Consider the following 24,694-nt stretch of genomic DNA (forward strand, 5'->3'; position numbering starts at 1 on the left):
TTAAAAAGATAAAGAGGAAGAAAAATGAAAAAATTACTTATTTTGGGTGGTATTTTTGTAGTTGGATTTACTTCAATTGCAGCACCAAGTATACTTGTTGTAAATGGTTTCATGGATAGCTTAAAACAATACCAACCCCAAACAGATAAAAACCAAGACGAAAGTGCTGAAAAAGAAGTTGGCGATAGCAATCAAGGTTTTAAAGATATTACAAAACTAAACTTGAAATCAGATTTAGGAGAAGTTAACGATATAAGTGAAACTTTTATGATAAACAAAATAAAAGAAGTTAATAAAGTTTTGGAAGATGAAGCTATTTACATTAAATCTATGACTTTAAAGAAAATAAAAATAACAGTAAAGGATTACATTGGAACCTTTAATTTAGATTTTAAAGTTACAAACTTAAAAGAACTTATCAAAAACAAAGATCTTGGAAAAATTAAAAATATTAAATCTACAACAATCATTGATAAAATTAAAGAATTAAATCCCAACATTCAAGGTATGGATTTCATTAATGATATTGATCTAAAAGTTGTTTCTTTAAGTGAAATCAAATTAGGTTGAAAAGATAACCCTCAATCTAATGAAGAAATATCTCTTAGTTATGAAGTTTTATCTTTAGATGGTATTTTGCTACACAAAGATTTAGGTGTTACCAATGACATCACAGAGAAATGAATTTCAAATAGAATTTTAGAAATAAATCCTGATGTTGCTTTTTTAAAGCAATCAGAATATCAAGTTATTATATCTGACTCATATAAACAAACACCAGAAAACTCTGCAATTCAAATTAAAAAGAATAATGAAATTATAAGTTTTCAAAATGGTAATTCATTATTAGTTACATATAATGTTAACGATATTACGGCTCTTATTAAAAATACCGATTTAGGATTAGTGGACAAGTTAGATTACCAAACTATTCTAAATAAAGTTAAAGAGTTAAATCCTATTTTTGCTCAATATAATAAAATAAATAAAACTAAAATTGAGTTCGATCTTAATTCTGCAACTCTTTCTAATACATCTCTTGCCAATGTTGTTAATTTAAAATATAAAGTTGAAAACCTAAGTGCACTTATTACACAAAAAAATATAGGAGACATTTCAAACTATAGTAATGAAGAATCTGGGAAACTAATTTATGAAGCTATTTTAAAATCAAATACAGTATTAAAAAAAATAAGCATTAATGATTTTAATATTAAAGAAATAAAAATAGGAGATTTTGGAGAAAATGATGCAGTCATAAAAGGGGTAAACTTTTCTTTAGAGATTACAGGATATAAAGGAATTGTTGGAATGAGTTTCAACATTAAAAGAACAAAAATATCTACTTTCTTTAAAGTTAAAAATTTAGGAAAAGTTTCTTGAATCAAACCAGCAGATATTACTCAAAAGATTAAAGATGTAAATGGTGCTAATTTTAATGAATCAGAATTAATATTTTCTACACCAACTTACACTAAAATTACACTGAAATCAAAAGAAAATTCTTTAACTTATTATGGTTCAGTTGAATTCAGTTATGAAACTATATTTAAAAAAGATAACAACTTTGATTTAAGAAAAGCCACTAAGGGATCTATTACTGGAGAAACTTTTGATTCACAACAAGATGTACCTACTTATAATCAAACTCCAGATAACTCTTCATTTGAGTTGAGATATGCGATTCCAAATGGCTATGATAATTTAATTGAATATGGAAAAACTAATATTAAATTTAATATATCAACAAAGGCTACAAAAATGGCTGCTAAATCACCATTATCAGCTGCAGAACTTAGAAAATATGATAAGGAAAATATAATCCTTTCATATGATTTGGCTAATGGAAGTTCATCTGGAACAAAAGAACTTAGAAGTGGAACTTCAATTCCAGTACCTTTCAAAAGTGGTTTTCTATGTGGTTCTTCAACTAATATAAACTTTAGTAGTAATTTTAGTTACTCAATTAATAAAGAAACAGAAAATTCAGTTGACTACATAGTGATTGTGATTTGAATATCTTCAAAACTAGCATATTGATCTGCATGTTCAAGTCTTTCAACATCTTGATCAATAATAATTAATAGTATAGAGGTTTTATAAAATGAAGAAGGTATCAAAAAAAAATAAGCATTTTTTAATACTAAAATCTGGTTTTAAAACAAGTTTTAAAAATATTGGAAATTTAATTGTGCTTGGTTTTTTAGCAACTATTGCTATTTTCTTTGGTATGTCAATATTTGTTGTACAAAACAGAGTTGACAAAGCTTATAATGATCTAATTAATCAATCGGTTCAACATGATTTTGTTGTTAATCAAGCAAACCAAGCTAAAATATCTATTGATGAAAATAAATGAATTGGTGGAGAAGATATAGATAAGTATTCTAACCAAGACCTATACTCTCAATATTTAATAAACTCTATTTCTAGAAAAGGAATAAAAAATAATAATGGTGTAATAACTGGAGATAATTATTTTAATTGATCTAGAACAGAGGGTAGAAGTTTTGTAACAACTAAACTTAATAAGAATAATCTTAATATAAAAGTACTTACAAAAACTTCAATTGTTGATGAGAGAAATGAAGAACAAAAAGAAGAGAATATAACCGTTGATAAAATAGTTCTAGATGACCCAACCAAAGATAAATATTTTTCAAATGATATTAAATTATCTTTAAGAGAAACAATTATACAAAGTAACTTTGCTAAAAAAAATAATATCAAAAGAGGAGATATTATTAGATTTACAAGTGATATATATGGGGACGAATTATTAGTTAAAAATAATGTTAAAGATTTATCTTTTGGTGGTGAAGTAAGTATTAATGATAAAGATTTGGGTATTGATTCATCAAAATATAAAGATCAAGTTTGATTTCAAGTTATTGGCTTTGGATCATCGGCTGATTTTATATATCCAATAACTGAAACAAACTCATCAATCACATCAACTGACAAGAATCTAATAGCATATGTTGCTCCAAAAGTTTTTGGTTTGAATAAAGTTCCTGTAAAAAGTGAAGAAAATAGTAAAATGGAATTATACATATATAATTCTTCTGATAGTAAATTAAATCCCGAATCAGAAAACGATAGAGAAGTTTATTTTTCTGGTAAATTTAGAGATCAAAAACACAATTCAGAATCATATTTAAAAGTTTTTAATAAAGATTGAATTGAATCTGGAAACTTAAATGTTAAAAATGTTAAACTATTTTTTCATATAAAAGATACAGAATATAAATTCTATTTTAGAACTGCAACTTATAGACAAGTTATTTGAGTTTATTGAATGTTTTCAGCATTTTTATTAATATTATTATCTTTAATTGCATTTTTTATAATTGTTTTAATAATGAAAAAACAAATTGAAGAAACAAGAACTAAGATTGGTACATTAAAATCGCTTGGATATTCAAATTTATCATTATTAATGTTCTTTATATCTCCTTCAATAATAATTAGTTTGTTTGGAACAATAACTTCTTACATTTTAGAACTTTCTTTACAAAATAAATTAGTCAATATATTTTTAAGTTATTTCAATATTAATTTCATTGGCTTTAAACCTATTGTAGGAGAAACTATTTTATTATTTATTTTTGTATTTTCTATTTTAACAGCACTAACTTTATTAATTGCTTATTTAGTGGTTAGAGAAAGTGCTTTAATATTACTAATTGGTAACTTTAAAAAAGAAACAACAAAAATAGCAAGAGGATTTAAATATCTATTTAGAAAATCTAATCCTACTATTAAATTGCATTCAGCTTTATTAATGTCATCTACTGGAAAGATTTTTGCAACATCTGCTACTTTGTTTGTCTCAATTACTTTGATATCATCTTCAGTAATTATTCCTATGGTCGTTAAAGAAAATAATGCATCTAACTTTGTAGGATTAAACTATAATAATGTGATTGAGTTTAATGAACCAATTTCAAATAATCCAACAACATTTTTAAAAACTTATAATCCAAATAAAAAAGAAAATTGAAGTTACAATCAAACCAATAAGGTTACAGATATTTCTGAATCAACAAATAGTAAACAAGAATATATAACAGCTTATCCTTTAAAAGCAAAAGAGGGTTCAAGTGAATTTGTCTATGATACAAATAAAATTATCAAAGATTTAATGAACAATGATATTAGTAGAAACTTTTATTCATACAATATACCTATCATAGATAAGAATCCTAGTTTATATAATGAAATTGCTAAAAACAATTATAGTGCATGAAAAAATATGTCACTTGAATATTTAAATAAGTTAGATGAAATAAAAATACCTTCAAGAAATGATAAAAATATTCCATATGATGCAATAGCTTCAATTATTAATCAATGAACAGATTATTCTTCTTTAGTTGATCAAATAGAAGTTGTAGCTATTAAATCTATAAAACAAAATATTGAAAATAACATAGAGAATGTTTCTAATATATCAAAAGAATTACAAAATTTTTATAAAAAATATGTTGAAGCATTACCTATAAAAGTTAATGATAAATATTTAAATGAAAAAAAAGATGAGTTAAATTTAGATGCAATTAAACAAATAGATTTTGATGATCAGTTATTTAAAACTTCTACAAATAATATTTATGAAGAACAAAATGTAAAAACTCCAATGAAGTTAGCAACAAAGGGAACTAACAGATTATTTTATGATGTTAGCCAAGATTCAAATCAAAAAATTGTTGATGACTTTTCTAAAAACTTTGACCTACAATCTAAAAAATTATTTATTAATCAACAAGATGTAAGTAGTATTGATTTAAATTCTGAACAGTGAGATATTGAACAATATAGAATTTTTAATACTAACATTATTTTATGATACTGATTAAATTATGAATCTAAAATAGGAACTACATTGATTCAATCGGTATATCAAAAAGCAAACAATGCCTCACAACAAAGTATTAAAAAAGCTTTGATAGAAGGTAAGAACTATAACATTACAACAAACATTGTTCCTTTTGATAAAGAAAAAGAAGAGATAGGAACATTAGTAAATGGAACTTACTTTTCAAATAATAAATTACAAAATATTAAAATCTATGGGATCAACAATAATAGTAAAATGCTTAATTTGGTTGATAAAAAAGGAAATGATTTAATTTCTAATTTATTTAAAAATACTAATGCAAACTATAAAGAATATACACCAATAGTTATTAACTCTACCATTTCAGAAAAACTAAAACTAAAAACTAAGGACGTTATTGATATAAGTGTACTTAAAAATGAACTTTTAGATAAAAACAATAAAGGTGTACCATTAGAAGAAGTAGAAATGGGAATCAAATCAAAATATAACTATTCAACACAAACTACAAATGATTATATTTCTGAACACAAGAAAAATTATTTCTCATATAGTGATGCAAATAGAGGTTGAAATGCTGAATCTTCAATATCTGTAGCAAAAATAAAAGGGTATGAGATAGCTTCTAACTCTTTAGATGGAATTTCTAAAAAAACAGAAATACAAAATGCTGTAGATAAATTTGAAATAAAAAAATCTCAAGTAGGAGAGAACAAAAAGTTTGTAATTGTTGGAATTACAAAAAATTATGGTAATTCTAAGGCTTGAGTTTCTAATGAAAATGCAAATAAGTTATTAGGATACGATAAAGTTAAAAAATACTTTTTTAATAATTATTTTTTAAATGAATGAAATGACTCTAATGCTTTAAAAAACTTTTATGATAAAGATTCAATGCCAGAAATCAATGAATCTCAATGAAAGAAATTCATTGATTACTATAATAATTATTTATTGGTTAAATGAAATAGCTCATTGAATAATGATGAAAAATTTATTACTGATGCTGATAATCCTTATAACGAATATATAAATATGTTCTTAAAATTATCAGATGATTATGAAAATCCAAATGGTTTTAAATATTCATCTAAATATTTATGAAAAATATTTGAAAACGAGTATCCTATATTTAATTATAAATACTCAATAAATTTAGATTATCAAGATCCATTAATCAATAATTCAAAAACTCAACCATTTGGTGATTTTGGAACTATTGGAATGGTTGGTAATTCAACTTTAGAAACAGATGAAACTGGAACTTCGAAAATAAATTACACACAAGGTTATGGAGAAAATGGTTTAAAAATAGTTGATTCATTAAATGAAAAAAAACAATTATTAAATCAAATAGCTGCAATACTTGATATTGTTACATGGTTGCTAACTGCAATTGCTTTAATAATATCTTTAACAATAATTGTTATAACTACTGTCTTGATAATGACAGAAAATACACAGTTTATTGCAACAATGAAAATTTTAGGATATTCAGATAAATATATAATGATGCAAATCATAAGTATATATATACTTCCTATTGCAATTATGTTTATAATTGGGTTCTCTACATCTTGAGTTCTCATACAGAGGGTTGTTGTTTATATATCATCCAACTACTCATTTGCAATACCATATAAATTTCACGGTTGAGAACCAATTGCTGTATTTATGATATTGATATCAATTTATTTGATGACAATATTAATTTCTTACAAACAATTTTCAAAAATAAGAGCAGTAGATTCTCTTGCAATTAATAATTAGAAAGGAATTTTAAATATGAAAAAATTATTAACATTGTTATCGTGTGCTTCATTAACTGCAGTATCATGTCTTTCTGTAACTAGTTGTTCAAATAATACTGAATATGAAGATATTTTTGAACCTGATGAATCTAAGAATGATGGAGAGTTTATAAAACCAGGTACTGAAGAAGTAATTGAAAGTGTTCAAAAAGCAATTTCTGATACAGTAATTGCAGATGTTTCGGTTAAAAAAACAGGAGGAGAATTATTAATTTCAGATTCTCTTTCATCTGAACAAATAATTAATCAATTGATTGAAAGTATTTATAAAAAAGTATCTATAACTGAAGAGGCTTTTAAAATTTCAATTGATTCAAATAACTCTTTTTCATTACCAGAATTAAAAGGTGTTAGCAGTGATGGTATAAGTTTTTCTGAAGATGCAAATGTAACAGAAGGACAAGCTTTTCTTAGATTAACTTATTTTGATAAAGAGATTTTTTCAAAATCTTTTTCTTGAACTGTACCAGAATACAACATTATTGAGAATGTAATAAATATGCTTCACTCAAATAGTTACTCTATTGTAGGGGATTATAAAAGTAAAAAAGTTGATTTACCTCTTGTTGATTTAAATGACATGGGTTTCCCTATGAAAATAACAATGGGATCAATATATATATTTATTAGTTTTTTAAATATAACAGCAGATAATAATACTTTTTCTAGTAATTATGATGTAGCTGATTCTATAAATAAAATAAAAGGTGTTTTAAAAAAACTAGTTAGCTTAGATGTAAAAAAATTAGCTTCTGCAAATCCAGACGAAATAGATGGTAAAGCTATTTATAGTGAATTTGATAAAAATTATAGACAAATTTTTAGAGAGTTATTTGAAGTTGTTTCTGAAGTTATGGTTGATTTTGGAATAAGTGATACAATTATATTTCCAGCTACAGAAAAAAGACCTGAAATAGAAGTTAAAATTAAAGATATATTGGATGTTAATATCTTAGATATCTTTGAAATAGATCCTTCATCCCTAAATATGGAAGATAGTGTTGGTATGGGTATCAAAATGAAAATGAATGTTCAACTAGGTTCAAAAGGTAAAGAAAATAATATTGCACTTATTGATATGTTAGCAAACATAGCACCTAATGTTGTTCATTTATTCTCTAAATTTTTAAATCCAGACACCTATACAGAAAGTCATAATCTTCTTTTTATGATTTTAAAAGAATTATTAACAGATATGGATCCGGACTTACTTTCTATAAATGAAAAAAATAATAAAGATCATTTTAGTGCAAGTAATGCAAAAAATGGAATGGACTCATTATTATTTAATCTGATGCTAGACTATAATAAAAACAATAGAAAAACTGAAAATCTAAATTTATGAATACATTTAAAATTAGATTTACTAGATATTCCTATTGAAGGAAATAAAAAAGTATTTGATGATAACTTGTATGAAGTAATGGAAGATATCAGAATTGTTCCTGGTGAAATGGCTTTAAAATTAATAAATAGATTATTTAACTTTGAAGGTAAACAGTATTTAGATTTAGATCAAAATATATTGGCACCTAACTTAAATATTAAGTTCCTTAATGAAACAGATATTAATTTAGAAGCTATAGTTGAAAGAATGGACTTATCTACTGTTGGTAAAGAAGCTGTTAAGGCTGCAATTCCTTTAATTAAAGGAAATATAACAGATAAATTAAATAGCACTTTAAATTCAATGTTGCCTGAACTTTCTCTTCAAAAAATCATGAACAACTATGCTACAAAATTATTAACAGAAATAGGAGTTGATAAGAAATATTTAGAGGAATCAAATATTTCAATTAAAAAAGCTCAATTTGTTTTTCAGTTTTATCACAAAGAACAAAAGGAATGACACTCTGTTAACAAAGGTTTAAGTTCTAGAACTTTTGAAATTTATTCAAGCATTAAACTTAAAATAGTTAATGCTCAATTTTCAGTAGATGTTAATACCGAACATAATAATTTTCATTATTTAACTAAACAGGACTTAACATTTGATATTATTTTCTCTGACAATGACACAAAGTAATATTAATAATTAATAACAAAAGAAGTATCGTAATAGAATTAAAATTACGATACTTCTTTGTGCATAAATATTTAATTTATTTTTTATTGTAATTTAATCTAGATTAATCAAGGAAGTGGAAACTAAATGAAGATTTTTAAAAGTAATTTGCTAATTCATATTTTAAAATCATTTAAAAATAAATTATTGTTAACAATTATAATGTTCATTCTAATAACTTTCATGTGTTTAACATTAGTGTTAAATATTAAAATAATAGAATTTATTATGGCTTTATTGATTTCAAAAAGTTTGATAGATTCTACAAATGATTATCAACAATTAATAAATTTTTTAAGTCATCAATTAAAAGATGATCCCGAACTACTTCGAGACATTATTTTTAAATTAGCAACATTGACTGAAAAAGAAATCGAAATAATGATTCAAGACATAATTAAAACTTTCTTTTTTAATTATGTAAATTATTCTAATAAATCTTTGTATGTTATATTTTGGAATTTAAATTTAAATTTATACAAATTAACTTATACTATGATTGCAGATATTTTGATATTTATTTTATTATTTTACATTGTAAATATTATTTCTGGTTTTATTGCAAAATCATATGAAACTAAAATACAAAAGCAATTAATTAATAAGTTAATTGACCAAGACATAGATTTTTTTATAAAAAATAAAATGAGTAAGTTGTCTAATGTTTTGATAAATGACAATATAACACTTTCGAAGTTTATTAAGGATGGGCCTTTTATTTATAGTTTTTCTTTTATACTAATTATTTCCTCTTCAAGTGTAATGTTTCATATAAATTGAAAATTGACTACATGTGTTTTTGGGTTGCTTGCTATTATGATATGTTTAATTGCAATTTTTTATTGATTAACAAACATAAGCACTAAAAAAAATTATAAAAAAAATATAGAACTTTACAATGATATAAATGAAAAAATCTATAGTACTAAATTAATTAAAACAACAGGTACTTTCGAAAAAGAAAAAGATGAATTTGAAAAAAAAATAAACTTTATAAACAAAAAAAATAAGAGAAATTATTTTGTATCTGAAATTACAGGAGCTCTTATTATTGGTGGTATTGGAAGTTTTGCTATGGCTTCAGTTATTTTTGGTGTTATTTTGTTTTATAATCAAGCTCAGTCTTTGGTAACTATAATAACGGCATTTACTGCTGGAGTTATTATTATGACTTTACCTATACTTCAATTAAGGACTGTAATATATGAAACACCAATATCAAAAACTGCGGCTAATAACTTAACTGAAATATTAGATTCAAAAATTTATATAAATAAACACGAGAATTTAATTTTCAATGAAGAATTCAAAACCCTAGAATTTAAAAATTTAACGTTTAGTTATCCAGAAAATCCAAAGACTATTTTCTCTAATATGAATTTTAAATTAGAGAAAAATAATAAATATGCTTTTGTTGGTACATCTGGAAGTGGAAAATCAACAATAATTAAATTAATATTAAGACTTTATGATGCAAGTAGCGGAGATGTGATAATTAATAACAAATTTAATTTAAAAGAATTGAATTTAAAATCTTGGGTAGAAAAAATAGGGTATGTCGATCAAGAACCTCAAATTCTTACTGATACAATTTATAACAATATTACCTATGGTTTAGAAAATGTAACACCAGAAAAAGTTCATCAAGCTTGTAAAAAAGCTAAATTACACGATTTAATCCTATCTTGACAAGATGGCTATGACACAATTTTATTTGAAAAAGGTTCTAAACTTAGTGGTGGGCAAAAACAAAGACTAGTTATTGCTCGTTTGTTCTTAAAAGATCCAGAGATAATAATTTTAGATGAAGCTACAAGTGCTTTAGACAATTTGATTCAATCAGAGATTCAACAAGAATTAGAAAAACTTATGATAGGTAGAACAACAATTTCAATAGCTCACAGATTAAGTACCATTAAATCCTTTGATAAAATCTTTGTTTTAAATGAAAACTCAGATATTATTCAAATAGGAGATTTTGAAGAATTAATCAAAAAACCAGGACTATTTAAAGATCTTTATAAAATAAATGAGTAAAGGTTAATTTTAAACATTCATCAAATCTTTTTTGTACATCCTTTTATCATTAAAGTTAGTAATATAGTATTTATTTATATATAATATATTTATTATTGGCAATTTTTCATAATAAGGGGGGTAATTAATATGCAAACACTAACAGCAACACAAGATCAAGAATTTAATTATGTTGAATGTAGAGATGTTGAAGTACTTGTTGCAGAAATGCGTAAATACATTAAAAATAACAAACTAATTGAAGAAGTTAAAAAAGCATATTATTATGCTGAAGAAAAGCATAAAGACCAAAAGAGAAAGAGTGGAGATCCCTTTATAATTCACCCACTTTCAACAGGTTATTACTTAGCTCAATGAAGAATGGGTCCAAAAACAATTATTGCCGGACTTTTACATGACGTTATTGAAGATACTCCAGTTACTTTCTCAGAAATTGAAGACTTATATGGAGTTGAGGTTGCAGATATAGTTGAAGCTGTAACAAAAGTTAGTTACTTTACAAAAGAAAACCGTGAACAAATGAAAGCTAACTATTTAAGAAAACTTTTCTTATCTATGATTAGAGATATCAGGGTTATTATTGTTAAAATAGCTGACCGTATGCACAACTTATTAACTTTAGAGCATATGAAACCTGAAAAGCAAAAGATTATTGCTAAAGAAACTTTAGAAATATATTCAACAATTGCTCACAGAATCGGGATGAAAACTGCCAAAAACATCTTAGAAGACTACTCTTTTGAATACTTAAATCCAAAAGAATATAAAAGAGTTAGAAACCTTTTAGAAGAGGATAAAAAATCTAGAAAAGACATAATAAAAGAAATAATTGAAGAAATTAACAAGAAACTAAAAGATGAAGGTATTAAAAATACTCAAGTCTTTGGTAGATCAAAAACTATTTACTCAATTTATAGAAAATTAACACAATTTGGTAAATCATTTAGTGATATAAATGATATTTTAGCTGTGAGAATTATTACTGAAAAACAAGATGATTGTTATAAAATACTTGGTTGATTACACCAATTATTTACACCATTATCAGGTAGATTTAAAGATTACATCGCAACACCAAAAAACAACTTGTATCAATCACTTCACTCAACTTTATCAAGTAGAGATGGTATCATTTTTGAAGCTCAAATAAGAACTAATGAAATGGATGAAATTGCAGAAAACGGAGCTGCTGCCCACTGAAAATATAAAGAGGGTGAAAAGAACGTTGATATTGCAGAAAAACAAAAAGAGATTGACCAAAAAGTTGATATGTTTACAAGATTGATGAATCTTGAGAAACTTGCAACTGAAAGTATTGAAATAGATTACAAAGAACAGTCAGAAAAAATTGACTTAAGTGGTGAAGTTGTTGAAGAAACATTCAAATCAGACTACTTGGCGCCAATGATCTATATTCTTACACCTGATGGTAGTGTTGTAAACTTACCATTTGGATCAACTGTTTTAGACTTTGCATACAAAATCCATACAGAAGTTGGTAACAAAACTGTTGGAGCTAAAATAAACGGGGTTTTCTCACCTTATAACACAACATTAAACTCAGGAGAAATGGTTGAAATTCAAACTTCAAAAGATACAAATCCTCATGAAAAATGATTGCGTTTCGTTCGTACTACAACTGCAAGAAGAGCAATTGAAGATTACTTAAACGAACAAAAATTAAAAGAAGCTGAAAAAGAGAAAATAACAAATCAAAAAGTTATTAGAAATACTAAACGTGAAATTGACCGTTATATTATTGCAAATAACTTGAAATGAAATGTTAACTCTCTTGAAGAAATTCAAAAAAAACTTAGTGTTTTAGATTACAAAAATATTGATGAATTCCTATTATCTGTAGGTAATGGTGACTTTTCTATTCCAGAAGCTGTTGATATAGTTTATGTATCAAAAGAAGAATTAAGAGATATTGAAGTAATTAATGACATGAAAACAAGAAAATACAAATCATCAAAAGGTAGAGATGACTTGAGAATTAATGGAATAGAAAAAGTTAACTGTTCACTTGCTCAATGTTGTTATCCAATACCAATTGAACCTGTAACAAGTTTCATGTCAAAAACAAAAGGTATTCAAGTTCACAGAAGTGAATGTTTAAATATTACAAACATTAAAAAAGTTAAAAACTTACTTGAAACTGAATGAATTGAAAAGAAAACTGTAAATAAAAAATACAGTTCAAAAATCAGAATTAATGCTTATGATAGACCTGGTATCTTATTAGATATAATATCTGTGTTTGCAACTCAAAGAGCTAACTTAACAGAAGTTAAAATTATATCTCAAGAAGATGATTATACAGGTAAAGGAAGTATGATTATTTCTGTAAGTGACTTAGAACAATTAAACGTTATTCTAAAAACACTTTCAGAAGTTCCTGGTATTATTGGAGTTGTAAGAGCAACTTCTTCAGAAAATATTGTAAATTAAGGGTGTATTTATACACTTTTTTTTATTTAAATTATGTTATATTCTTTTTAAATAGAATTAACTTTATATTTAAAAAACAAGAGCAATAATAGTGTTGTTAGTGATTAGTAAATATGATATACTATAACTAAATATTTATATTTTATATGGAGGTACCTATGAAAAAAGAAATGATCTATTTGCCAATTCAAGAATTTGTTCAAGCTAACTTAGATTTTAATATAGCTTCAAATAGAAAAGAATCTGAATATGATTTTAACTTCACAAGATGAAAAACAATGATTTTCTCAAGTCAAAAATTAAAATTCGTTCTTAAATATGCACAATCAGTTTTACAATGATTAAGTAAAGTTGTTAATGTTCAAAACTTTAGTGTATCAATCGATACAACTACAGTTGATAGATTTAACTTATCAATTTATGAGTTCGATACTCACGTATTCAACTGTTCATTATTCACAAACTTCTACTTAATACCAGAAGGTGACTGATCAAGTAAAATATTTGAAATGCATTTCTCAAAATTTGATTTAAGAAATGGTGAATTACAAAAGAAAGAAAACACTAGTTTTTGAAAAGGTGAAGAAGGATTTGAAAAATTCGTAAACATGCTTTACGCAATTATCAAAGAACCTTATAAATTTGAAAAGGTAGCTCCAGTTCAATGACAAATTGACTTTAAAGATAAAAAATTATCAAGTTCACAAATTAGAATGCAAATTGCATCACTTGTACAAACAGGTGTTAGACCAGAAGATCCATACTTAACAATAGAACAAGCTATGAAAATCGAAAATGGTGCAAATCCTGATGTAGTTGCTCAAGAAGCAAAAAGCGAAAGTGAAATGAAAGAAGTTATTAACCCAATATGAGATGAAGCAATCGAACAAGAATCTAAATATAAAGATTTAAACTTCGCAATGGCTAAATCAAGAGGGTTAGACCCAACTAAGAAAAAGAAAAGATAATACTTACAGTATTATTTTTTTTTATTGAAAATTTTGGTTGTTTTTGGTTGTTTTTTATCTTTTTTGGAATAATATATTTATGAGGTGAAAGAATGATTAGAGAAGAAAGATTAAGGTTAATCCTTGATTATGTCAACGAACAAGATTATTGCTCTAATGAACAAATTTCAAAACATTTAAACATTCCCTTCACCACTCTAAGAAGAGATCTTACTGATCTGCACAATGAATCTAAATTAAAAAGAGTTCATGGAGGAGCGAAGACCATTAGAGAAAAATCAATATTAGAGGCGGTTTTAGATGAAAAACTACTTACCAATATTGATGCCAAAAAAAATATTGCAAAAAAAGCATTAGCTTGTATTAAACCGTTTGAAACCATCTTTTTAGATGCGGGTTCAACAACATTTTTCTTAGCAGAGTTAATAAAACCTGAATTTAATAACAAGATTTATACAAATTCTATTATTAACGCTCAAATATTAGCGAAAAATGGTATTAAAGATATTAACTTATTACCAGGAAAATTAAAAATTTCTACAGTAGCAATTTGTGGAGTTGAAACAATTGCTGCTTTATCAAAATATAATTTTGATTTAGCATTTCTAGGTATAAATGCAGTAGATAATGAATATAATTTCTTCACAACAGATGAAGATGAAGCAGAAGTTAAAAGAATAGCTATTAGAAATTCACAATTTGCATTTGGTTTAGCAGATACATCAAAAAATAACTCTAAATCACTTGTTAAATTTAGTGATAAGTCTCAAATAGCACTTATCAATGAAGAGGTATAAAAAAAATGATATATACATTAACATTAAACCCAGCAATAGACCATATTGTTTTAGCTAACAAAAAAGTAGAACTTGGTGTTACTAACTATTACAACGATGAATACAAAGTTGTTGGTGGTAAAGGAATCAATGCAGGAATAATTTTAAAAAATTTAACTGCTGAAGTTCAAGCAATTGGTATTATGGGTGAAGAAAATAAAGAAATATTTTTAAATAAATTTAATGAAATTAATTTAAATAATAAATTTTTCTTAAATCAAGGATCAACAAGAGTTAATTACAAAATTAAACATTTAGAATCAAAACAAGAAACTGAGTTAAATGGTATGGGATTTAATACTCAAAAAGAAGTTTTAGATGAATTAGTTCAATACCTAAAAGATAACCTTAAAAAAGAAGATATCGTAATGTTAACAGGTAGTGTTGCTATGGGTATTGAAAAAGATATCTATGAACAAATTGGAAAACTAGCAAATGAAAAAGAAGCAATCTTAATTTGTGACGCTACAAATGACTTATTAAAAAATGTTTTAAATGAAAAACCTTTCTTAATAAAACCAAATTTAGAAGAAATTTGTTCAACATTAGGATTAGAATTCAATGAAGATATTAGTTTTGAAGAAACAAAAGAGTTAATTCAAAAATTAAAAGACTTAGGAGCACAAAATGTACTTTTAAGTATGGGTTCAAAAGGTAGTTTATATTTTGATTCAAACAATGATATTTATAAAGTTGGAATAGCTCAAGGTAAACTTGTTAACTCAGTGGGAGCTGGAGATAGTATGTTAGCTGGATTTGTTTTTGGTAAATATAAAAACTTATCAATTGAAAATACACTTCAATACGCAGCTGCCAGCGGTGCTGCAACAGCATTTAACGAATGACTTGCTTCAAAAGAAGAAATTGAAACATTAGTTTCACAAATTAAAGTTGAAAAATTATAGGAGGTTCACATGGAATTAAAAGATTTATTTGGTAAACAAATAAGTTTCTTTGATGTTGATTTAAATTCAAAAGACGAAGTTATTGAATTTTTATCTAACAAACTTCAAGAAGAAAAATACATAAAATCTGTTGAAGATTTCAAAGCAGCTGTTTACAAAAGAGAATCTGAAGGATCAACAGGTGTTGGAGATGGTATTGCTATTCCTCACGTTTTAAATCCTACAGTTCAAAAATCAGCAATCGCATTTGCTAAATTAAAAAATAAAGTTGATTGACAATCATTAGATGATCAACCAGCTGACTTAGTATTTATGATTATGACAAACGGAAAAGATGGAAACGAACACTTAACAGCTTTAGCTGACTTATCAGGTTTCTTAATGAAATCAGATGTTCAAGCAAAACTGAGAAGTGCTAAATCTATTAAAGATGTACAATCTGCATTAACAAAAGAAGAGAAAAAAGTTGAAAAAGTAGAAAAACCAGGAAGTTATGATGTAATTGGTATTACAGCATGTCCTACTGGAATTGCTCATACATATATGGCTCAAGAAAAACTTGAAGAATATGCTAGAGCAAAAGGTTTAACAGTTAAAATTGAAACTCAAGGACGTAGAGGAATTGAGAACAAATTAACTCAAGAAGATATAAATAATGCAAAAGTTATTATTTTGGCTCATGACAAGGCTCTTGAAGGACTTTCAAGATTGAATGGAAAGAAAGTAATTGATACACACACTAAAGAAGCTATCTTTAAAGGTGATCAATTAATTGAAAAATATCAAAAAGGGGAAGGATTAACTGAAGTTAAAGCTGCAGGAGATTCTTCAGATGCAAGTGAATTTACAATGAGAAAATTCCTTGATGTTAAAGGTAATTTACTTGGAGGAATTTCAAGAATGTTGCCATTCGTTGTTGCTGGAGGAATTATTTTAGGAATAGCATTCTTAATTGACTTTGCTGCAGGTAACGGAAATGCTGGAGGAGAATTTGGAACTGTTAATCCAGTAGCTGGTTGATTTGCTTCAATTGGTAAGACATCAATGGCTATGATGATTCCTATTTTAGGAGCATTTATTGCATTTTCAATAGTGGGTACCCAAGGTCTTATGCCTGGTATGGTTGCTGGGTTATTCTCAACAAATATATTAGGTTTTGGATATGCTTACAATGAAGATGGTAATTCTATTACAGAAGGGTGAAGTGGACTTTGATCAAGATTACTACCTAAAAATTTACAAGGTGTCGAGTCTGGATTTATAGGAGCTATTGTTGGTGGTTATTTAGCAGCCTTATTGGTTGTTGGTTGATCAAAAGCGATGGCTAAATTCCCTAAAGGGTTACAGGGTGCTAGAGACATAGTATTTATACCGGTTATTTCACTTTTATCAATTTCATTATGTATGTTTGCTCTTAACATACCTTTAGGTTTTGTTATGGGTGGAATAAGTTTGGGAATACAAAAATTAGCAGAATTGAATTTATTATGATTTGTTTCAATTTTAATAGGATTTATGATGTGTGTCGATATGGGTGGACCAATTAATAAAATTGCTTATTCATTAGGTAATCTAGCAGTTGGTCAAAAACTTGTAACAGAAGCTGGAACACAAGGATACAATGATCAAACAATTATTATGGCATCTGCTATGTTAGCTGGTATGTTATCTCCATTAATGGTAGCTTTATCAACAGTTATATTCCCAAAAGCTTGAACAGCGAAAGATAGAGATGCTGCAAAAGCAAACTGATTGATGGGTGCATGTTTTGTTTCAGAAGGTGCAATTCCGTTTATGGTTAAAGACCCAAAAAGAGTTGCGGTTTCTGCTATGGTTGGTGGAGCTGTTGTAGGTGGATTGGTTGGAGTGCTGAAAATTAAATTAATGGCTTCTCATGGTGGAATATTTGTATTCCCGCTATTAGGATCAAGTCTAATAAGTGAAGGACCTTCAACTGGATCTATGTTATTTGCAATAGGAATGTCAGTTGTTATCCTTTTAGGAGCAAGTTTCTTATCAGCAATGATATTAGGAATTTGAAGAACAGCAGATATTAAAACTGGTAAATTAATTCTTGACTCAACAAATGGGGTAAAAGAATCAATTTTAGCTAAAATCGAAGCTGTAAAATCAAATGAAAAAATCAAAAATAAAGAAGAAAAATTAACTTTATTAAATACAAAGTTAACTAAATATGGTGAATTTGAATCAGAATTAGTTACAAAACAAAAAGCTTATCAAGTTCAATTAGCTGAAAAAGCTAAATTAAGAGAATCTAAAAAAGCTAGTAAATAAATAAAAAAACGCTTAAATGCGTTTTTTTATTTTTGTCTCTTCATTTCTCTTATTGACCATAAACATAACAATAAAAACTAATCCAATAACTCATGATACTAACAAACTGAATCCAAACATAAAAGTAAGTATCTCAACGCTATATTCTATGGCTCCAATAGAATGTAAAATTATAAAAGGTATAAAAGTTAGTAAATTACAAATTATTGCCTGAGCTGCCATTAATCAATTTTTTCCTTCTCCGTTGAAATGTGCTGCAATAGTAGAAGATGAAGCATAGAATAAAAAGAATCATATTAACTTTGAGAAAATATCTCAACTTCTTAGTGTAAGTTCGTTATTATTTCCTGATATGAATAAAGCAAATTTACAATATGTAGGAATAAAAATAGCAAATGACAACAGGATAGCTACAAGAGATAATATTTGGAATTCAACCAACAATATTAATCTTTTTTTAACATTTAAATTAATTTCTGTAGAAACAATAGATTTATTGAGTGAAAATATTACATTTGGCATCATTAATACTCAAGACCAAATAACTGTATTTGATAATCAATACGCATCGCTCCCGCTTGCAATGTTCATGTTTCTACCCATCATAAATAAGTAGAATGTATTATTTATTATTGAAAATAAGAAAGAAGCTGATGCGTTAGATCAAAACATTTTTGTAAATGTTAATTCTTTAATTCTAAAATTAAATGTTTTAAAATTAAAGAATTTTTTAAATCCAAATATTTTGGCAATCATCATCAGTGAAACAAAAAATAAACAAATTTCAGCTAGCAGGGAACTTAAACCTAAACCTATATAATTGTTATCAAAAACATAATTATTAGCTAAAGTAAAGTCAAACAGTATTGAAATTAACAATTTAGAAATTAGTAACACTAAAAAACCTTTATAATTTTTTAAATTTAATAAAACAACTATAGAGACTCCTGACAGTATTGCTGGAATTTTACTTCATAGTTGTAGAGAGAAAAAAATTCTCTGTTCATATCCTTTGTCTGACCCCATTACATTAACTAAATCTCCTACAAAAATAGTCAGTATTGAAATTATCACCATATAAATTGCAAAAGTTATTAAATAAACTTCTCTAACTTTATTTAAATCTTCTTTTTTGTTTACTATTAATCGGCCAAATCATCAAAACAATGGCAAAATTATAGTTTCTTGAATTACCTCCAACATTATGTTTAAATAGTCTCACTGAACATAAGTATCAACATTAGCTGACATATATCTTGTTATAACCAATGCCCTTACCAAAACCCAACAAGCTGGTATTAGTGAATAAAGAAACATTCAAATAAATAAGTTTCAATGACCTTTCTGTTCTTTTAATGTGATTTTTATATCTCTTTTAAAATTATTAATTAAATTCATCCTCTATTACTCCTCAATTATTTACTATTCATAATTTTATGTATTCATATCATTCAAAAACTTCATTGTTTCTACTGTTTTTCTGATCTTTTTCAATTCTATTTAAAATTGTTTCTTTAATTTTCTTCACTTCTCCAACTTTATAATTTAAATGTTTAAATACTTTAACTAAATTTTCTATGTACTTGTCATGCTCTTTTTTTTCATCGCCAAAGTTAACTCATAACCAACAAACATAAGCGATATCCTCGTATTCATCCCCAAAGTATGATCCATCTCAGTCAATTATTTTCATTATTTTATGATCTTTTTCAAATACAACATTTACGGGACTTAGATCTCCATGCACTATTACTTGATTTTCTGAGTTTCTATATAAATTGTGCATATTTTTTATAATATCTATTATATGAATAATTGAGTGCAAAGGCATGCAAATTACTTTTTCTAAAGTTTCGCCATCAACAAACTCATAACTATATTTGTTTTTATCAATATCTTTGAATTTTGCAATATATTTAAAATTTGCTTTATTTAATATTTCAAAAATCTTTAAAGTGTTCTTTGAATTATTATTTTTTTCTTTCGTTATTCATTCACCGGACTTGACTAATTTCTTTCCTGATAATCCATTTTCTTTCATTTTTTTATTCCTTTTTAAGATAATATAATAAAATTAAAACTTTTTTTGGTGTTTAAATTTTTTTGTTTTTCTCTATTTAAAAAAAGTGTAAAATATTATGGTTAGAGGTGAAAAACATGATTCAAAAACCAAGAGGAACAGAAGATTTAATAGACTTAAAGGTAAGAGAATTCTTTGCTTTAGAAGTAATTATTAGACAAATAGTTGATACATTTAACTATAATGAAATAAAAACTCCATTATTTGAAAGTTTAGAACTTTTCAAAAGAGGAGTGGGAGAAGAAACTGATATAGTTTCTAAAGAAATGTATACATTTAAAGATAGAAAAGATAGAGAATTAACTTTAAGACCAGAAGGAACCGCTCCAACTGTTAGAGCTATTTTAGAAAACAAAATGTATATAAATGAAAACTTACCTTTAAAATTATTCTATTTTGGATCAATGTTTAGATATGAAAGACCTCAAGCTGGAAGAAACAGACAATTTAATCAATTTGGAGTTGAGGTTTTTGGACCAAAATCACCTGAAATTGACAGTGAAATTATTTGTTTATCTTCAACTATTCTAAACTCAATAGGTTTAGATAACCACACAGTTCACTTAAATTACTTAGTGAATGGTGAACAAAGAAAACAATACATAAATGATTTAAAAAAATATTTAGAACCAAAACAATTATGTGATGATTGCAAAAAAAGAATTGAATCAAATCCTTTAAGGGTATTGGACTGTAAAGTTGATTCAAAACAATTTGGTGATGTAATTGATATGAAAGATTATTTATCACAAGAAGATAAAATACATTTTGAAACATTGGTTTCAAACTTAAAAAATATTGGTATTAAACCAGTAATTGACAAAATGTTAGTTAGAGGATTAGATTACTACACTGGTTTTGTTTATGAAGTAAAAGACAAAAAAGGATCTACTTTACTTGGTGGAGGGAGATATGATGAACTTGTAAATCAGCTTGGAAATGTTGATTTACCAGCAGCTGGATTTGGACTTGGAATGGAAAGAATCTTAATAGCTCTTCAAGAAGAAGAAATTTATATTTCTGAACCTGTAAGTTTAGATGCTTACATCATTGGGTTAAGCGAAAAAGCAAAACAATTTTCTAATATATTACTTTTAATGTTAAGAAAATCAGGATTAAAAGTTGATTTTGATTTCATGAACAGAAGTATGAAATCTGCTTTCAAACAATCAGAAAAATTAAACTCAAAAAACATTATCATTATTGGTGATAATGAATTAAAAGATAATGTTGTTGTAATTAAAAATCAAATAACAAAAGAAGAGAAAAAAGTGGCATTTGAAAAAATAGTAGATGTAATAATGGGAGAATAAAAAATGAAACGTACACATACATGTGGTGAACTTACTTTAAAAAATGTAAACGAAAACGTTATCTTACAAGGGTGAGTAACTAAGGTTAGAAAGATGGGGGCAATGAACTTTATCGATCTAAGAGATAGATATGGTATTACTCAACTTGTAATTGATGAATCAATCAGTTTAGAAAATGTTAAATCAGAATATGTTTTAGAAGTTGAAGGAAAAGTTATTGAAAGAAAATCAAAAAACTTAGACTTAAAAACTGGTGAAATCGAAATTAAAGTTGAAAAGGTTACTTTAATTAATAAATCTGAATTAACTCCATTTGAAATTAAAGATGGAATTGAATCTCAAGAAGATACAAGATTGACTTACAGATACTTGGACTTAAGAAGACCAGAAATGCAAAACAACTTACTTGTAAGAAGTAAAATGAATCATGTTGTTAGAAACTTTTTTGTTGATCAAGAATTTATTGAAATTGAAACTCCTATATTTGGTAAATCAACTCCAGAAGGAGCAAGAGACTTTCTAGTTCCTTCAAGATTAAATGCAGGTAAATTTTATGCATTGCCTCAATCTCCTCAATTATATAAACAATTATTTATGATATCTGGTTTAGATAGATACTTTCAAATTGTTAAATGTTTTAGGGATGAAGATTTAAGAATCGACAGACAACCAGAATTTACTCAATTAGATATGGAAATGTCATTTGCTGATGCTGATGATGTTATGAATACAATTGAAGCTCTAGTAAAAAAAGTAATTTTTGAAATTAAAGGAATTGATATTAAAGAATCAATTCAAAGAATTTCATGACATGAATCAATGGATAAATATGGAAATGATAAACCCGATTTAAGATTTGGTTTTGAAATACATTCATTAAATGAAGTTTTCAAAAATACTGAAATTCCATTATTTTCAAATTTAGAAGACAAATCAATTAGAGCAATTTGTGTTGATTCTCTTTTAAACAAAAAAGAATTAGAAGACTTAACTGAAGTTGCAAAACAAAATAGTGTAAATATTTTAGCTTTTGCAAAATATGATTCAAATGAATGAACTGGATCAATAGGTTCAAAACTTTCAGAAGATGAAAAAACAAAATTAATTGCAGAGTTTGATATTAAAACTTCTTCAACTATTTTATTTGTTGTTGAAGAATATTACAAAGCAAGTCAAGCAATGGGTTCTATTAGAAATAGAGTTGCAAAACTTTTAAACTTAATAGATTCAGAAGTTATGAAATTAGCTTTAATAGTTGATTTCCCATTATTTGAATTCTCAGAAGAAGAAAACAGATTTGTTGCAGCTCATCATCCATTTACAATGCCAGCAGATTCATCGCTTGATAATTTTGAATCAAACAAAAAAGATGCATTAGCAAAAGCTTATGACATTGTTTTAAATGGTTTTGAAATTGGTGGGGGAAGTCAAAGAATTACTGACGCTTCAATTCAAAAAAGAATGTTTGATGCAATTGGCTTAACAGAAGAGCAAATTGAATCTAACTTTGGGTGATTTGTAAATGCATACAAATATGGAGCTCCATATCATGCCGGTTGTGCTCTTGGGTTAGATAGAATTTGTATGTTATTAACTGGTTCTGAAAACATAAGAGAAGTTATAGCATTTCCTAAAAACTCATCAGGAGTTGATCCAATGACAAATGCACCAGATGTAGTTACAAATCAACAACTAGATGAATTAAACATTAAATTAAAATAATCCTTTTGGATTATTTTTTTTTGTTAAAATCCTATTAGGTGAAATGAATGAAAAAACTATTAACTTTAATATCAGGATTAACTCTAACAACTACAAGTTCAAGTACTTTAATTAATGTAACTTCTTGTTCTATGTTTTGACCTGAATATCCAACTTCTAAAGAAGATGCTCAAAAACTTTATGACGAACACAATGATAAAACAATAAAACTTTATAACTCTCTTCCTGAAGATTATGATTGAAATAAATCTACATTTTCAAGAAAAGCACAAGATATTATTTTAGAAAGAACTTGGACATTGAGTTATAAGTTGATATTAGACAAATTTGATAATAAAGAATGAAATGATAAAAATGATTTAGATGATTTTTTAACTTTAACTTATAATGAATCAACTCAAGAATCAGTTAAATATTCAACAAAAACAACAAGAGAAAAACAATTAGATATTTATGTTTGAACCAAAAATGCTGTCAATTCAATAAAATAAATTAAAAATGTTTTAGTAAGTTAAAACTATTTTTGTAGATAAAACCCTTTTATATCTTTAATATAGAGAAATAAGGGGGTGAAACAAAATGAAATCACTTAACTTTCAAGTTACTTACAAATATTTCTTTGGACTATTGTCATTTTTTACAATATTTTCATACTATATTTGAAACATAGTAACAGCAAGAGAAGTAAATGGCGATTATCAAGGTAATTATGAAATTTATACAATTGATTACTTTACTACATTTACTTTACTTTCAAACTTATTAGTACAAATATGATTCATATATGCTGCTATAAACCATAAAAAAGAAGGTAGAACAAAATTCTTGAGCAATACAACAGCTAATGCATTGGCAACAATTATTACAGTTACTTTAATTGTTTATAATGGAATACTTATTCCTGTAGAAGGTTTCCCAAGCCATCCATTCTCAATTTTTGTAACACTAGTAGATCACGCTGTAGTTCCAGTTGCTTTTATACTTTATATTAACTTGTTTATGACAAATAAAGAACAAGTGGGGTTAAAAGAATTCTTTATTAAAAAATTCTGAATACAATTTGCAATGGTTTTAAGTTACTGTTTATATGCAATGGTTCGTGGAGAATTCAGATATAATTCTTCAGGAGATTATTATTACAATGCAAAAGAGGGTATTAATTTACTTTACCCATATTTCTTCTTAGATGTTCATCATGTTGGACCTGGAGGAATTCCTGGATATGGTTGATTCTTTATAGCTTTCTTTGCGATATTAGGAATGCTAGTAGGATTTAGTTTCTTATATAATTTTATTAATAACAAAGTTATTAATAAGGGTTTTTATCAAAAATTAAATAAATAGTATTCTAAAATTAAACAATATTTACTA

At 26.1% G+C, this 24,694-nt stretch carries 15 protein-coding genes; 13 read left to right on the forward strand and 2 right to left on the reverse strand.

The window, feature by feature from the left end; translation table 4 throughout:
* Positions 1-24 precede the first annotated feature (24 nt).
* The 9 genes from AACL10_RS02055 (at position 25) to AACL10_RS02095 (ending at position 18,208) form a co-directional block, all read left to right on the forward strand.
* The gene (locus AACL10_RS02055; RefSeq protein ID WP_338985640.1) at positions 25-2,103 is read left to right on the forward strand and encodes a hypothetical protein; all 2,079 of its coding nucleotides are present in this window, start codon (positions 25-27) and stop codon (positions 2,101-2,103) included.
* Position 2,104: 1 nt separating this feature from the next.
* Positions 2,105-6,610, forward strand: coding sequence for an ABC transporter permease (locus tag AACL10_RS02060; protein WP_338985641.1), 4,506 nt, complete (start codon positions 2,105-2,107; stop codon positions 6,608-6,610).
* A 15-nt stretch (positions 6,611-6,625) separates the two neighbouring features.
* Positions 6,626-8,677, forward strand: coding sequence for a hypothetical protein (locus AACL10_RS02065; RefSeq protein WP_338985643.1), 2,052 nt, complete (start codon positions 6,626-6,628; stop codon positions 8,675-8,677).
* Positions 8,678-8,803: 126 nt separating this feature from the next.
* Positions 8,804-10,753 (forward strand): ABC transporter ATP-binding protein/permease, encoded by a 1,950-nt coding sequence (locus tag AACL10_RS02070; RefSeq protein WP_338985645.1) that lies wholly within the window; start codon positions 8,804-8,806, stop codon positions 10,751-10,753.
* A 129-nt stretch (positions 10,754-10,882) separates the two neighbouring features.
* The gene (locus AACL10_RS02075; RefSeq protein ID WP_338985646.1) at positions 10,883-13,204 is read left to right on the forward strand and encodes a RelA/SpoT family protein; all 2,322 of its coding nucleotides are present in this window, start codon (positions 10,883-10,885) and stop codon (positions 13,202-13,204) included.
* A gap of 158 nt (positions 13,205-13,362) precedes the next feature.
* Positions 13,363-14,172, forward strand: a complete 810-nt coding sequence (locus AACL10_RS02080; protein WP_338985647.1) for a hypothetical protein — start codon at positions 13,363-13,365, stop codon at positions 14,170-14,172.
* A gap of 92 nt (positions 14,173-14,264) precedes the next feature.
* Complete coding sequence (locus AACL10_RS02085; RefSeq protein WP_338985648.1) at positions 14,265-14,969, forward strand: DeoR/GlpR family DNA-binding transcription regulator; 705 nt, start codon at positions 14,265-14,267, stop codon at positions 14,967-14,969.
* Positions 14,970-14,974: 5 nt separating this feature from the next.
* A complete protein-coding gene (gene pfkB, locus AACL10_RS02090) occupies positions 14,975-15,913 on the forward strand; it encodes a 1-phosphofructokinase (RefSeq protein ID WP_338985650.1) in 939 nt (312 codons plus the stop codon).
* A 9-nt stretch (positions 15,914-15,922) separates the two neighbouring features.
* On the forward strand, positions 15,923-18,208 hold the full coding sequence (locus tag AACL10_RS02095) for a fructose-specific PTS transporter subunit EIIC (protein ID WP_338985652.1): 2,286 nt from the start codon (positions 15,923-15,925) through the stop codon (positions 18,206-18,208).
* A 12-nt stretch (positions 18,209-18,220) separates the two neighbouring features.
* On the opposite strand, the gene AACL10_RS02100 is transcribed toward AACL10_RS02095, so the two are convergent.
* Positions 18,221-19,606, reverse strand: coding sequence for a hypothetical protein (locus tag AACL10_RS02100; protein ID WP_338985653.1), 1,386 nt, complete (start codon positions 19,604-19,606; stop codon positions 18,221-18,223).
* Positions 19,593-20,249, reverse strand: coding sequence for an aminoglycoside phosphotransferase family protein (locus tag AACL10_RS02105; RefSeq protein ID WP_338985654.1), 657 nt, complete (start codon positions 20,247-20,249; stop codon positions 19,593-19,595). Before AACL10_RS02105 ends, AACL10_RS02100 begins: the two co-directional genes overlap by 14 nt.
* Positions 20,250-20,365: 116 nt before the next feature.
* Between AACL10_RS02105 and hisS the strand changes: the two genes are divergently transcribed.
* The 4 genes from hisS (at position 20,366) to AACL10_RS02125 (ending at position 24,667) form a co-directional block, all read left to right on the forward strand.
* The gene (gene hisS, locus AACL10_RS02110) at positions 20,366-21,601 is read left to right on the forward strand and encodes a histidine--tRNA ligase (RefSeq protein WP_338985656.1); all 1,236 of its coding nucleotides are present in this window, start codon (positions 20,366-20,368) and stop codon (positions 21,599-21,601) included.
* 3 nt (positions 21,602-21,604) lie between these two features.
* The gene (gene aspS, locus AACL10_RS02115; RefSeq protein ID WP_338985657.1) at positions 21,605-23,323 is read left to right on the forward strand and encodes an aspartate--tRNA ligase; all 1,719 of its coding nucleotides are present in this window, start codon (positions 21,605-21,607) and stop codon (positions 23,321-23,323) included.
* A gap of 47 nt (positions 23,324-23,370) precedes the next feature.
* Positions 23,371-23,814 (forward strand): hypothetical protein, encoded by a 444-nt coding sequence (locus AACL10_RS02120; RefSeq protein ID WP_338985658.1) that lies wholly within the window; start codon positions 23,371-23,373, stop codon positions 23,812-23,814.
* Positions 23,815-23,902: 88 nt separating this feature from the next.
* Positions 23,903-24,667, forward strand: a complete 765-nt coding sequence (locus tag AACL10_RS02125) for a Pr6Pr family membrane protein (protein WP_338985659.1) — start codon at positions 23,903-23,905, stop codon at positions 24,665-24,667.
* Positions 24,668-24,694: the final 27 nt, after the last annotated feature.

Origin of the sequence: Spiroplasma endosymbiont of Diplazon laetatorius, from assembly GCF_964019625.1 — a bacterium.
In the GTDB taxonomy this organism is placed as follows: Bacteria; Bacillota_I; Bacilli_A; order Mycoplasmatales; family Mycoplasmataceae; genus Spiroplasma_A.